Annotated in this window: 7 protein-coding genes; 3 read left to right on the top strand and 4 right to left on the bottom strand. The window is 63.8% G+C overall.

Annotated elements, in window-relative coordinates; genetic code table 11:
- Nucleotides 1–26: 26 nt before the first annotated feature.
- From G6P88_RS02505 to G6P88_RS02490, 4 genes are all read right to left on the bottom strand, one after another.
- Nucleotides 27–2,495 (bottom strand): glycogen/starch/alpha-glucan phosphorylase, encoded by a 2,469-nt coding sequence (locus tag G6P88_RS02505; RefSeq protein WP_165321681.1) that lies wholly within the window; start codon nucleotides 2,493–2,495, stop codon nucleotides 27–29.
- Between the two features lie 98 nt (nucleotides 2,496–2,593).
- Nucleotides 2,594–3,838, bottom strand: a complete 1,245-nt coding sequence (locus G6P88_RS02500) for an amino acid permease (protein WP_226946697.1) — start codon at nucleotides 3,836–3,838, stop codon at nucleotides 2,594–2,596.
- 62 nt (nucleotides 3,839–3,900) lie between these two features.
- Nucleotides 3,901–6,258: a TonB-dependent receptor gene (locus tag G6P88_RS02495; RefSeq protein WP_226946810.1), complete on the bottom strand. Its 2,358-nt coding sequence runs from the start codon at nucleotides 6,256–6,258 to the stop codon at nucleotides 3,901–3,903.
- Between the two features lie 106 nt (nucleotides 6,259–6,364).
- Complete coding sequence (locus tag G6P88_RS02490; protein WP_345719185.1) at nucleotides 6,365–8,275, bottom strand: tetratricopeptide repeat-containing sulfotransferase family protein; 1,911 nt, start codon at nucleotides 8,273–8,275, stop codon at nucleotides 6,365–6,367.
- Between the two features lie 134 nt (nucleotides 8,276–8,409).
- On the opposite strand from G6P88_RS02490, the gene G6P88_RS02485 reads away from it, so the two are divergent.
- From G6P88_RS02485 to G6P88_RS02475, 3 genes are all read left to right on the top strand, one after another.
- Nucleotides 8,410–9,753: a Xaa-Pro dipeptidase gene (locus G6P88_RS02485; RefSeq protein ID WP_226946696.1), complete on the top strand. Its 1,344-nt coding sequence runs from the start codon at nucleotides 8,410–8,412 to the stop codon at nucleotides 9,751–9,753.
- A 133-nt stretch (nucleotides 9,754–9,886) separates the two neighbouring features.
- Complete coding sequence (locus G6P88_RS02480; RefSeq protein ID WP_165321679.1) at nucleotides 9,887–12,703, top strand: TonB-dependent receptor; 2,817 nt, start codon at nucleotides 9,887–9,889, stop codon at nucleotides 12,701–12,703.
- Complete coding sequence (locus G6P88_RS02475; RefSeq protein ID WP_165321678.1) at nucleotides 12,703–13,764, top strand: phytase; 1,062 nt, start codon at nucleotides 12,703–12,705, stop codon at nucleotides 13,762–13,764. The genes G6P88_RS02480 and G6P88_RS02475 overlap by 1 nt, the downstream gene beginning before the upstream one ends.
- The last annotated feature ends 1 nt before the right edge of the window (nucleotide 13,765 follow it).

Genomic DNA, 13,765 nt, shown 5'->3' with positions numbered 1-13,765 from the left:
CCACAGCGCAGCGGAGCAACATGCGATCAGAGCACGCCCCAGATTTCATGGGCATATTGCCGGATGGTCCGATCCGACGAGAACCAGCCCATGCCGGCGACGTTGCGGATGGCGATCGCGTTCCAGGCCGCGCGGTCGTCCCATATCCGGTCGACGCTGCGCTGCGCGGCAGCGTAACTGTCGAAATCGGCGGCGACCATGAACCAGTCATGCTCGTAAAGGCCAGCCACCAGTTCCTTGTAGCGGTCCCGGTCGTCGGGCGAGAAAACGCCCCCGGAAATGGCGTGGAGCGCCTGACTTAGCTCGCGGGAGCTTTCGATGATCGCGCGCGGCTGGTGACCCTCGGCGCGGGCCTTGCCGACCTGATCGGCGGTCAGGCCGAAGATGATCATGTTTTCGTGACCGACATGGTCGCGCATCTCGACATTGGCTCCGTCGAGGGTTCCGATGGTCAGCGCGCCGTTCAGGGCGAACTTCATGTTGCCGGTTCCCGAGGCCTCCATGCCCGCGGTCGAGATCTGCTCCGAAAGGTCGGCAGCCGGCATCATCATCTCGGCCAGCGAGACGTTGTAATTGGGCACAAAGGCGACCTTGAGCAGGCCCTGGACGGCCGGGTCATGGTTGATCACCCGGGCCACGTCGTTGGCCAGCTTTATGATCAGCTTCGCATTGTGATAGCTCGGAGCCGCCTTGCCGCCGAACAGCTTGACGCGCGGAACCCAGTCGCGCTCGGGATGCGAGCGGATCTGGTCATAGAGCGCGACCGCCTCGATGATGTTGAGCAGCTGCCGCTTATATTCGTGGATGCGCTTGATCTGGGTGTCGAACATTGCTGCCGGGTCGATCTTCAGGCCCATACGTTCGCGCAGCAGGTTCGACAGGGCGACCTTCTTCGCCAGTTTCACCGCAGCAAATTTGTCGCGGAAGGCTGCATCCTCGGCAAAGGGCGCCAGCGCACGCAGCGCCTCGGCATCGTCGAGAAACGCGTCGCCGATCGCCTCGCGGATCAGCGCGGTCAGCTCGGGATTGCACTGCATCAGCCACCGACGCGGGGTGATGCCATTGGTCTTGTTGTTGATCCGGTCGGGATAGAGGCGATGAAAGGCCGCGAAGACGGTTTCCTTCATCAGTTCGGTGTGTAGCGCCGAGACGCCGTTGACGCTGTGCGAACCGGCAAAGGCGAGGTTGCCCATCCGGACGCGGCGTTCGCCGGCCTCGTCGATCAGCGAAATGGCCGAGATCGTGCCGTCGTCGAAGCCATGATCGCGCCGGGCCGAGATCAGCAGTTTGGCGTTGATCGCATAGACCAGCTGCATGTGGCGGGGCAGCAACTGCTCGAACAGGTGGATCGGCCAGCTTTCCAGCGCTTCTGGAAGCAGGGTATGGTTGGTGTAGCCAAAGGTGCGACGGGTGATGTCCCACGCTTCGTCGAAATCCAGATTGTGGAGATCGATCAGGATCCGCATCAGTTCCGCCACCGAGACGGCCGGATGCGTGTCGTTCAGCTGTATCGCCGCCTTGTCGGGCAGCGTCCGGATATCGCCGAAATACTGAATGTGCCGGCGCACGATGTCCTGGAGCGAGGCCGAGGAGAAGAAATATTCCTGTCGCAGGCGGAGCTCCTGGCCTGCCTGATGCGAATCTGCCGGATAGAGAACGCGCGTCAGCGCCTCCGCCTTGTTGCTCTCGCGCAGCGCGCCGATATGGTCGCCTGCGTTGAAGGCGTCGAGCAGGATCGGGTCGATCGGCTGCGCGGTCCACAGGCGCAGCGTGTTGACGCGCTTGCCGCGCCAGCCGACGACGGGCGTGTCGAAGGCGGTCGCGATAATGCGGTCCTGCGGTTTCCAGCTGCGCGCATGATCTCCGCTGCCGTCGGCCGCCGCGAGGTCGACGACGCCACCGAAACCGATTTCGTAGCTCGCCTCGCGGCGCTCGAACTCCCAGGGGTTGCCATGGGCGAGCCAGGTCTCGGGCAACTCCACCTGCCAGCCGTCTGAGATCTCCTGCCGGAACATGCCGTTCACATAGCGGATGCCATAGCCGTAAGCGGGGATGTCGACCGACGCGAGCGACTCCATGAAACAGGCGGCCAGCCGGCCGAGACCGCCATTGCCGAGCGCTGCGTCGGGCTCCAGCTCGCGGATCAAGTCGATGTCCACCCCGAGCGAGGAGAGCGCTTCCCGCATCTCGTCCATCAGGCCGATGTTCGAGACGGCGTCGCGCATCAGCCGCCCGATCAGGAATTCGAGGCTGAGATAATAGACGCGCTTGCCGCCGGCCTCATAGGTTTCGCGGGTACTCTCGATCCAGCGGTCGATCACCCGGTCGCGGATCACGAGGATGGACGCGGCGAGCCAGTCGTGGCTCTTCGCGGCGGCGGCATTCTTGCCGATCCGGTATGTCAGGCGCTCGATGATCTCCTCGGCGAGGGCGTCCGGCTCCGTGCTGCGCTGGGCAGGCTTGGGCAGGGTGGCACTGCTGTTGGCGCGGTTCATGGTCGCGACTCCCCGAGGCTATGTGTTTCGCGGTTGAGTGTATCGTGGCGTAAGGCCGCCGCAACTCATTTGCTGCACTGCGATAAAATCAATGTTGGTCAGGCGGGCTGCTTGCTTTGCCGCATCAGGAACCAGACCGGCAGGCCGAGGACCAGGAGGAGGGCTCCCCAGAGATTTGCTTCAAGCCCGGCACCGACCAGCGCCCAAAGGCCATAGATTCCGGCCGCGACGGCAACCCAGCGCTTGACCCCGCCGATGCGCAACGCGGCCGCCGCGACGACGATGTACATGACCAGCGCGGCCGTGGTCGCAATCAGCGCGACAAAGGTGAAAAGGTTCACCGTCGTCTTGCTTGCATTGAGCGCGAGGATGGCGGTGACGAGGCTGCTCGACAGGATATGCGCGCGAACGGGAACGCCATTGGGTGCGAGCCTGGCAAGACCGCGGGGAAAGACCCCGCCAGCCGCCATCGCCGCCGGCATTTCTCCCTGGAGCAATATCCAGCCATTGAGTGCACCGAGCGCGCTGATCATCGCGAATGCGGCGACGATGTGCGCGGCATTGGCACCCCAATAGCGCCCGATCACGTCGGCGAAAGGCGCTGCCGACCGCGCGGCTGTCTCCGGCGCAAGCAACAGAATGACGGCTGTGCAGGCGAACAGATAGATGAGCCCGGTGACCGCGGTACCGCCGAAGGTCGCGCGCGGGATGGTCTTCTCTGGCTCGGACACCTTTCCGGCGGGGACCGTCGCAGATTCCAGCCCGAGAAAGGCCCAGAGGGTGAGCGTGCCCGCCGTGGTGATCGCGGCGAGCCCGATTTCGGGACGGTGTGGATCGGGCAGGGAGAGGCCCCCCTGCGGCGCCGCGATGGCGGCGATGATCACGACGGCGATCAGCGGCAATATCTTGAGGAGGGTGGAGACGAGCTGGACCCAGCCCGCATTGCGCGTGCCGCTGATGTTGATCAGGGTCATCGTCCAGACCAGCAGGATCGTTATCGCGGTCGACCAGAGCGCATTGCTGGCGAGGGCCGGTATGAAGGAGGACAGATAGCTGACCGTCGCGACCGCGATCGCGCCGTTACCAACGAACAGCGATATCCAGTAGGACCAGGCGATGAAGAAAGCGATGTCCTTGCCGAACGCCGCCCTCACATAGACATAAGGGCCACCCGCCTGCGGCATCTGCCGGCACAGGCCGGCAAACACCGCAGCGATGGCAAGGCTGCCGGCGATGGTGATGCCCCAGGCCGGGATGACGTTCCAGCCATAAGGCGCCAGGCTTGCCGGCAGCATGTAGACGCCGGACCCGATCATGTTGCCGACGACCAGAGCGGTCGTCATGACGAGGCCCAGAGGTCGGGCGGCGGCGTCTTGCGACCCGCCGCCCTTTCGATCCTGTCGGCTCAATATTCGAAGCCGAGGCGAAGACCGATCGTCTGGGGCCGAACGAAATAGGCATAAGGCCTGATCGTGCATTGGCCGCATGGCACCGCACGGGTCGTCTGGCCACGGCTGTCGAAGGCGTTTGTAACGAACAGCTCGGCGTTGATGGCGCCGAAGTCCATGCCCGCGGAGAAGTCGGCCGTGGTGTAGGAAGGCAGGCGGCCAACCGCATTGGCGAAGGCTGTGCGCAGGTCGGACGAAGCCGAGCTTGCATGGGTCACGACGCCTTGGACGTGCGCCTTGTTCGCACCGACGGTGAAGTCGTAGCGGGCCGTGCCCGTCGCCTTGAACTTCGGTGTAATGGGCAGCCGGCTGCCCTTGGCGGTCAAGATGGAGTTGCCCGTCGCCGGATCGCAGACGCCGGTGGGATCGTCCGCCGCGCAAAGGTTCTTGCGCGTCTTGGCGTCGAGATAGGTTCCGCTCGCGACCAGCGTCAGGCCCTGGATCGGTCGAGCGGTGATATCCATCTCGATGCCTTTGATCCGGGCGTCAGGCCCGTTCCTGATTTCGGTGAAGCTGTTGGCACCAAGATAGGAGAACTGGAACTTCTTCCAGTCTTCCATGAACACTGCGCCGTTGAAACGCAGCTTACCGTCGAGCGTCGTGAGCTTCCAGCCCAGCTCATAATTGGTCAGATAATCGGCGCCATAAGGCGGCACGGTGGCGCGCCGGTTGATGCCGCCCGGACGGAAGCCGCGCGACCAGGTCGCATAGACCAGCGCGTCGGGCGTGACTTTCCACGACAGGTTCAGGCGGTGGGTCGTGCCGTCGCCCTTCGCGTGCTTGGGCTTGAGTGTGTTGCCCGATACCTCGCCAAGATTGGTGCAGGGCGATCCCGCAATAATCGGGCCCAAGAAGGCCCCATTCGCGTCGCGATAGCAGGCAGCCACGCCGGTGCGGCCGCTATAGCCAGTGCCGAAGCCGAAGAAGCCGTAGAGCGAGTTGTCATATTTGAAGACACGCAGGCCGCCAGTGGCTGTCAGGCTGTCGGTGATGTCGTAGCTGACTTCACCGAACGCCGCATAGTCGCGGTCGACGCGCTTCTGATTGGTCAGCCAGATCGTCCCGGGGAAACCGTTGACCGAGGTCGCCGGATCGAGCCCGAAGATCTGATAATCCTGGAGGATTGCATGGGTCTGCCGCTGATAGAACAGGCCGCCGATCACGCGGAACGGCTTATCCGACGGGGAAGCAAGGCGCAGTTCTTGGCTGTGCTTCTTGTAGCGGTCATTGCCCAGGATGTGCTGCGACGGATCGATGAAGGCGCCGGCGCTGTTGGTGAAATAGCTGGCGAAGCTCCCGCCGGTCTGCGCGTAAAGGATGTCGTAGGCGACCGCATAGTCGGTATAGTCGCTGAACTGGTTTATCTCGCGATCGAGATAGGCCGCCGCATAGGTCAGGTCGAAATCGGCGATCTTGCCTTCGACCGTCAGCGCGGCCTGCCAGAACCGATCGTTGCGATATTCGTCGCCGAAATGCTGCACCTGCAGGTCGCCGACCTGCTGGTCCGAGCCGAAAAAGCCCTTGGCCTTGGTCTTCTGGTACAGGAAGGTTGGCGTCACCGTCCAATCATCGTCCAGATCGATCTGCAGCGCGGCGCGACCGCCATAGCTTTCGACCGTGTTATAATCCTTGTCGACATCGGCGGTGTTGTTGATCGTCACGCCGCTGGTAAAGCTGCGCGTGCCGGGGACATTGTCGATGAACCCGGCATCCTTCTGATAGAAACCGACGAGGCGGATCGCGACATTCTCGCTGATCGGCTGGTTGACATAGCCTTCGAGCTTGCCGCCGGTGCCGCCTTTCTTGACGTTGTTGATCTCGGCATCCGCGCCGGCGGCGAAGCCGCCTGTGTCGGGCTTGTTGGTGATGATACGGATCGTACCGGCCTGCGACGATGCGCCGTATAGCGTGCCCTGCGGCCCCGACAGCGCCTCGATCCGCGCGACGTCATAGATGTGGACATCGAGCGTACCGCCGATCGTCGTGATCGGCTGCTCGTCGAGATAGACGCCGACCGAGGGAAGCGAGCCCGAATGGTTACCGTCGCCGCCGCTGGCGACGCCACGGAAATAGACGGTCGTGCTGCCGGGCTGGTAGCTCTGGAAGCTAACGCTGGTCAGCAGCTTCTGATAATCCTGAAAGCTGGAGACATTGTAGCGTTCAAGCGTCGCGGTGCCGAGCGCGGTGATCTGGACCGGCACGTCCTGTAGATTTTCCGACCGCTTCTGCGCCGTGACGATGATTTCGCCATCATCCGTGACGGCTGATTCCGGCGCGCTTTGGGCGAAGGCCGGTGTAAGCGCGGTCGTCGCCATCACCGCCGCGCACGCTCCGGCAAAACCCCGAAGCCGTTTCCTGTTCAAGTCTCGCATTGCAAACCCCTTTTTCTTTCGTTCGTCTGCGATCAGTTTTTTGTTCTGCTTATCTCTTTCCATAGTCGTCCGGCAGGCTGCCGAGCGCTTCGACCAGCGGTCCAAGCCGGTCGACGAAACGCTGCCACTGGTCGACAGCGTCGCGGAAGATCGGTTGACGGACCTGTTCCGAACTGGGCGTCCGGATCGCGCGCTGGGTCTTGTGAAACTCGAGGCAGGCCGGCTCGAAGGGCAGCCTCGCAAAATCGAGCAAGCGTGCGATTTCCGACGCAGCGTCCTCGACCATGTCCTCGTAGAAAACGCGGTGCACGGCGCCGCGGATCACCCTGTCGAAATGGGCCATCAGCCGCACATAATCGGCATGGTAGCGGCCAAGATCGGCGAGGTCGTATCCATAGGCCTGGCCGCGCGCGAAATTCTGCTTGAACACCGACCAGCAATTGCCGAGCGGGTGCCGTCGCGTATCGATGATCGTCGCGCGCGGAAGGATCAGCCGAATGAGCCCGACATGCGCCCAGTTGTTGGGCATCTTGTCGATGAAGCGCGGACGGTCGCTGTGGCGCTGCACGCGGGTGCGCTCTAGATATTCCTCGCCAAGCGCACGCACCTCGTCCCGCGACAGCTCCGCAAGCGCCTCGGGATAGAGAGACACTTGGCCGCGACGCGCATGGCCGCTCAGACGTTTCGCGATCGCGCCGATATCGGGCAGCTCCGACGTTCCCTCGACCGCGCTGTGGCTGGCCAGGATCTGCTCAAGAAGGGTGGAGCCCGATCGGGGCATGCCGAGGATGAAGATCGGGTCCTGCGCATCGCAACCCCAACCCGCGCGTTCGGCGAAGAACGCCGGCGTGAAGAAGGCGACGGACCGGTCGACCTGCTCGCTGGTCTCTTCGGCGCGATAGGGGACCATGCGTCGGCGGAGCGTGTTGCCGGCCAGATAATGGTCGAACGCAGGCCCGTCCTCGCCGCGATCCTCATGCGCCTTGCCAAGCGCGAAATCCAGCTGGGCGCGGTCTTCGGGACGCAGTGCAGGCGAGGCGAGCGCGGCCTTCATCGCGGCGATGTCGGCATCGTCGAAGCGGAAAGTCTTGAGATTGGCAAGGCTCCACCAAGCCTCGCCGGTTTCCGGCCGCAGGGCGACGGCGCGGCGATAGGCGGCTATGGCTTCCGGCGTGCGCCCGACGGTCTTGAGGCCATGGCCATGGCTCAGCCAGAGCCAGGGATGGCCGTCATGTTCGGCAAGGAGTTGCTCGTACAGCGCGATCGAACGGTCATGCTCGCCCAGTTGCGCGAGCACCGCCGCCCGCAGGTTGAGCGCGGCACGGTCGGCAGGATTCTTGTCCAGCAGCCGGTCGACTTCGACCGCCGCGTCGGCAGGCCTCGCCTGGCGAAACAGGATCAGCGCGAGATTATGGCGCGCAGCATCGAACTCGGGTGCGAGTTCGAGCGCGCGCCGGAGCAATGTCTCGGCATCGCGATAGCGTCCGATACGGCCGGCGACTTCGGCCAGCATCCGGATCGCGGCGATGTCGGTGGGGCGTTCGCGCAGCGTCTGGCGCAGGAGGGCCTCAGCCGTGGGAATGTCGTTGGTGACGAGAGCGTGGCCGGCCTCGATGAGGCGCGGATCGGTCGCTGCCGCTGCAAGTTCGCGTGCGGTGGCAGCCTGCGCCGCCGCGTCATCACCGGCGGCCCGGTGGAGATCGGCAATCATCCGCCAGCCGGGCGCATGGTTCGGCACAAGGGCTACGAGTTTATGAGCCGCGGCGAGGGCGGCTGCGGGATCCCCGGCGCGCTGGCAGGCCTGGGCAAGCAACAGAAGGGCGTCGGGTTGACGCGGAATGACCTTCAATATTTCGCGTGCCTGATCGGCTGCCATTTCAGGCGCGTCGGCGAGCATGCTGCGGGCATGACCCAGCGCCGTTTCGAGACTGGACGTCGTCGCTGTGGCCCCTGAACCCACGCACTGCCCCGCAAGCTTTGGAGAGCACAGAAGAAACCGGTGCAGGGAGAGTGTCAACAAGGATGTTAGCTGTTGCGGAACGCCGTTCGTCGCCGCACAAGGCCGTGATGCAAAAGACACAGTCAGGGAGATCGATGATGCGTCACGCCTTGTTCGCCGGAGCCGCCGCAATCCTGTTTTCGGTGGCCGGCCCGGCCATGGCACAGGAGGCGAGGGTGGTCGCGATCAAGGCTGGACGGCTTGTCGATACGGCCAAGGGCGTCGTCCTGACCGATCAGGTCATTCTCGTTTCCGGCGGCAAGGTGACCGCGGTCGGACCGGCGGCCTCGACGGCGATTCCAGCCGGCGCCGCGACGATCGACCTGTCGGGCAAGACCGTCTATCCGGGGCTGATCGATACGCATACCCACGTGACGGGCGATCCTACGACCGGTCCCTATGAAAGCTATCATCTGTCGGTCCCCCGTCAGGCGGTGACAGGTGCTGCCAATGCCCGCAAGACGCTGCTCGCGGGCTTCACCACCATTCGTGACGTCGGCTCGTCCGGCTATTCGGACGTCGCGCTGCGCGACGGCATCGATGCGGGCGAGATCCCCGGACCGCACATCTTCGCCTCGGGCCCTGCGCTGGGCATCACTGGCGGCCATTGCGACGACAACCATCTGGCTCCCGAATATAAATATGAAGGGGAGGGCGTCGCCAACGGGACCGACGCGGTGCGCGCAGCCGTCCGGCGGAACATCAAATATGGCGCCGATCACATCAAATATTGCGGCACGGGCGGTGTCTTCTCGCGCGGCGACAAGCCCGGTGCGCAGCAATATACGCAGGAAGAGGCGAATGCCCTGATCGCCGAAGCGCATCTGCACGATCGTCCCGTCGCTGTGCACGCGCACGGCGCCGACGGCATCAAGGTCGCGATCCGCGCCGGCGCGGACTCGATCGAGCATGCGAGCCTGATCGACGATGAGGGCCTCAAGATGGCGAAGGCCGCCGGCACCGTCCTGTCGATGGACATCTACAACACCGAATATACCCAGTCCGAAGGGCGCAAAAATGGCGTGCCCGAGGAATCGCTGCAGAAGGATCGCGACATCGGCGACATCCAGCGCGAGAATTTCCGCAAGGCGGTCAAGATGGGCATCAAGCTCAGCTACGGCACGGATGCCGGGGTCTATCCCAATGGCGACAATGCCCGCCAGGCAGCGATCATGGCGCGCTACGGCATGACGCCGATGCAGGTGCTGCAGTCGGCAACCGTGGTGGGTGCAGCGCTCGTTCGCAAGCCGACGACCCTCGGGCAGATCGCGCCAGGCTTCTCGGCTGATATCGTCGCGGTCGATGCCGATCCTCTCGCCGACATCAGGGCGATCGAGAAGCCGAGCTTCGTCATGAAGCAGGGCGATGTCTATCTGGGCGATGCTTCGACATGCGCCGCCGCACCCTCGCGCTGGGGATGCGCTTCGCCGTCGCGGTAACGCTCATTGCATCCGCCGCGACGCTTTTCTGCGCGTCGCGCTGGATGTGCCATCGAACTGCAACGCATCTTTCATGCTGTCGTCACCCTGAGAGCCGAGAGGCGCCTCCCATAGGATTTCGAGGGAGGCAGATATGTTCAGGGGTCTGTTCGGCGCGAGCCGGGCCGCCATCGCGCTCGGGCTGATGGCATCGGGCGCTGCTATGGCCGGCACCATCGTCGGCGTGGTTTCGGACGCGTCGGGAACGCGCGCTCTGGAGAGCGCACAGGTGCGCATCGTCGAACTGAAGCGGGTCGCCGAGGCAGGGCGTGACGGCAGCTATGTCTTCGCCGACGTGCCGGCGGGCACTTACACGATCGAGGCGCGCTATGTCGGCGCCGCGACCGTCACGAGCAGTGTCGTGGTGCCCGAGACCGGCGACGTCCGCGCCAACCTCGCCCTGGGAGGCGATGAAGCCGGATCGATCATCGTGATCGGCCAGCTTGCCAACCAGGCGAGCACGCTGTCACGCCAGCGCGCGGCCGACGGCGTCGAAAGCGTCCTGACCCGCGACGCGATCGGCCAGTTCCCGGACCAGAATGTCGCCGAATCGCTGCGCCGCCTGCCGGGCATCAACATCCTGAACGATCAGGGCGAAGGCCGCTTCGTCTCGATCCGTGGTCTCGATCCCGAGCTGAACGCGTCGACCGTCAACGGCGTTCGCCTGCCGGCGCCGGAATCGGATGTGCGCTCGGTCGCGCTCGACGTGATTTCCAGCGACATCATCGAATCGATCGAGGTGAAGAAGTCGCTGACCCCGGACATGGACGCCGACACGATCGGCGGCTCGATCGACATCAAGACGACCAGCGCCTTCGATCGCAAGAAGGATCTGTACAAGATCTCGGCCGAGGGCAGCTATAACGAGCTGACCGATAAGACGTCGCCCAAGGGCAGCTTCGATTTCTCGACCCGGATCGGCGAGGATTTCGGCATTTCCGGCGGTCTGTCCTATTATCGCCGGCGCTTCGCGACCGACAATGTGGAGATGGATGGCTGGGACATCGACGATGCCGGCAATGCCTATGCCGACACGGTCGAATATCGCGACTATGACGTGACCCGGAAGCGTGTAAGTGCCTCGCTGTCGTTCGACGTCCGCGTCGGCGATTACACCAAGCTCTACGCGCGCGGCCTCTACAGCCAGTTCGACGATCAGGAATATCGCCGCCGTCTCACCTTCGAGATGGACGAGGCGCCGAGCAGCAGCACCGCCAATGGCGCGACCTTCCTGTCCGACGATGGTGAGATCAGTGTCCAGCGCGACCTTAAGGATCGCTTCGAATCGCAGAAGATCCGGACGCTTTCGCTGGGCGGCGAAACCGACACCGGCGTGTGGAAGGCGGTCTATTCCGCGAGTTGGGCCAAATCGAGCGAGCGGGAGAACGGCTCGATCGATCCGGTCGTGTTTGAGCGCAAGTTCGAAGATCCGGGCGAGTTCGGCGTCAGCTTCGACTATAGCCGTCCGAAGTTCACCGGCTACAGCGTCACCACCGGTCAGGCGGCCTTCCTCGACCCGTCCGAATATGAGTTCGACAAGGTCGAGCGGACCACGTTGAGCGATTCGAAGGACGAGGAATTCGCGATCAAGGGCGATCTGTCGCGCGAGTTCGCGATGGAGAATGGCGTCTTCACCGTCCAGGCGGGCGGCAAGCAGCGCTGGCGCAAGAAGAGCTATAATGCGCAGTTCGACATCTATGACGGCTATACCACCGACCTGACGCTCGAGGATTTCCTCGGCGAACAGGATTATGGGCTGGCATCGATCGATCCGGTTCCGGCCAAGCGCAGCTTCCGCCGCTTCTTCGACAATAATATCGGCGGGTTCGAGCTCAACGATCTCGACACGATCCAGGCCTCCGCGGAATCCGACTACAGCGTTCGCGAGGACATCACCGCCGGCTATCTGCTCGGCCGCTGGGACAGCGCGAAGCTGCGGTTGATCGGTGGCGTGCGCGTCGAGCGGACCCGCAATCGCATCGGCGGCAATCAGGTCACTCTGGTCGCCGAGGGCGAGGAGTTCGGCGGGGTCACGGTCGATGAGGACAGCGTGTTCGTCGACGCGCAGACCTTCAAGCGGACCTATACCGACTGGCTGCCGAGCTTCACCGTCCGCTACGAGCCGGTCCGCAACCTCGTGCTCCGTGCGGCGGGCTATAAGAGCCTGGTTCGCCCGAAGCTGTCGCAGCTCGCACCCCGTGGGATCATCGAGGACAATGAGGGCGAGTTCGGCAATCCCGCGCTCAAGCCCTACAAGGCCTGGAACGGGGACCTCGCCGTCGAATATTATTTCGGCCGCAACGCCGCGATTTCGGCCGGCCTTTTCTACAAGAATATCAAGGACTATGTGGTCGAGGTCGTCAATCAGGACGTCGCCTATAACGGTCTGATCCTCGACGAGGCGACCACCTTTGCCAATGGCCCGAAGGCAACGGTGAAGGGATTCGAGTTCAGCTACAGCCAGGCCTATACCTCGCTCCCGGCACCGTTCGACGGGCTGCTGACCCAGATCAACTACACCTATACCGATGCCAAGGGCCGCGTTGGCACCGATGGTGACATTACCGATCTGCGTCGCATCCCGCTGCCTGCCTCGTCCAAGCACACGTTCAACGTCGTGCTCGGCTACGAAAAGGGGCCGCTCAGCCTGCGCGCGGCCGGCACTTTCCGCGACAAATATCTCGACGAGCTCGGCGACGATGCGACCACCGATCGCTATGTTTCCAACCACTTCCAGCTTGATCTGAGCGGCAAATATCGGATCACCGACAACATCCGCGTTTTCGCGGAATGGGTGAACGTGTTCGACCGGCCTTATTTCGCCTATCAGAATCTCGACGATCGCCGTCGGCTTCTCCAGTATGAAGAATATAGCTGGACGGCCAAGTTCGGCGTGACGGCGAGCTTCTGATGCGCGGTTTCAGCATAGGCCTCTTGCTCCCGCTTCTCGCGGGATGCGCTGCCCGGGAGATACCCGTCGAACAGCGTATCGCCATGGCATCGCCGGCGGTCTCCGTCTCGGCACGCGGACAGACCGTGCCGGTCGGCACGTCGAATGCCGACGCGGCGGACGATCCCGCCATCTGGCGCAACCCGGTCTCGCCGGCCGATAGCCTGATCGTGGGGACGGACAAGAAGGCTGGCCTCTACGTCTATGGTCTCGATGGCCAGCGTCGCGATTTCGTCGATGCGGGCCGCGTCAACAATGTCGACCTGCGCGACGGCATCGCGATGCCGGGCGGGGCCGGCGTTCTGGTTGTCGCCAGCGACCGAAACGACATCACGCAGGCGAAGCTGGCGCTGTTTCGCCTCGACACGGCCACGGCCAGGCTGACCCCGCTGGGCACGCTTCCGGCGGGCAGCGGCGAGGCCTATGGCGTCTGCCTCTATCGCGAAGGCGCGACGCTGCACGCTTTCATCGTCCTCAAGGACGGGACGGTGAACCAGGTCGCGATCGACGCCAGCTCGGCACAGCCGACCGGGCGCATCGTCCGCACGCTGAAGCTCGGCACCCAGTCCGAGGGATGCGCGGCTGACGACCGGACCGGCCGGCTCTATGTCGCCGAGGAGGATGTCGGCCTGTGGCGCTTTGACGCCCGTGCCGACGGCGCCACAAGCCCGGTCAAGGTTGCGGCCGCCGATGGGCGCAACATCGTCGCCGATGCGGAGGGTGTCGCCATTGCCCCGATCGGTGCCGAAGGCGGATATGTCATCGTGTCGAGCCAGGGCGACAATGCCTATGCGGCCTATAGGTTGAGCGACGACAGCTATGTCGGCCGTTTCCGGATCGCCAAGGGAGCGGTCGGATCGGTCGAGGAAACCGACGGCATAGACCTGATGCTCGGCGACTTCGGTCCCGGCTATCCGGGCGGTTTGTTCATTGCCCAGGATGGCCATAATGACGGGCAGGCGCAGAACTTCAAGCTGCTCGCTTGGCGCGACATAGCCGCCGCTCTGGGACTGGCCGACTGAG

This window comes from Rhizorhabdus phycosphaerae (assembly GCF_011044255.1).
In the GTDB taxonomy this organism is placed as follows: domain Bacteria; phylum Pseudomonadota; class Alphaproteobacteria; order Sphingomonadales; family Sphingomonadaceae; genus Rhizorhabdus; species Rhizorhabdus phycosphaerae.
This window is presented reverse-complemented; position numbering and strand designations above follow the sequence as displayed.

What these genes read in the sequence shown, in the direction of transcription:
- G6P88_RS02505 (WP_165321681.1), bottom strand. Translation starts at nt 2,495, where the DNA reads ATGAACCGCGCCAACAGCAGTGCCACCCTGCCCAAGCCTGCCCAGCGC.
- G6P88_RS02500 (WP_226946697.1), bottom strand. Translation starts at nt 3,838, where the DNA reads ATGACGACCGCTCTGGTCGTCGGCAACATGATCGGGTCCGGCGTCTAC.
- G6P88_RS02495 (WP_226946810.1), bottom strand. Translation starts at nt 6,258, where the DNA reads ATGGCGACGACCGCGCTTACACCGGCCTTCGCCCAAAGCGCGCCGGAA.
- G6P88_RS02485 (WP_226946696.1), top strand. Translation starts at nt 8,410, where the DNA reads ATGATGCGTCACGCCTTGTTCGCCGGAGCCGCCGCAATCCTGTTTTCG.
- G6P88_RS02480 (WP_165321679.1), top strand. Translation starts at nt 9,887, where the DNA reads ATGTTCAGGGGTCTGTTCGGCGCGAGCCGGGCCGCCATCGCGCTCGGG.
- G6P88_RS02475 (WP_165321678.1), top strand. Translation starts at nt 12,703, where the DNA reads ATGCGCGGTTTCAGCATAGGCCTCTTGCTCCCGCTTCTCGCGGGATGC.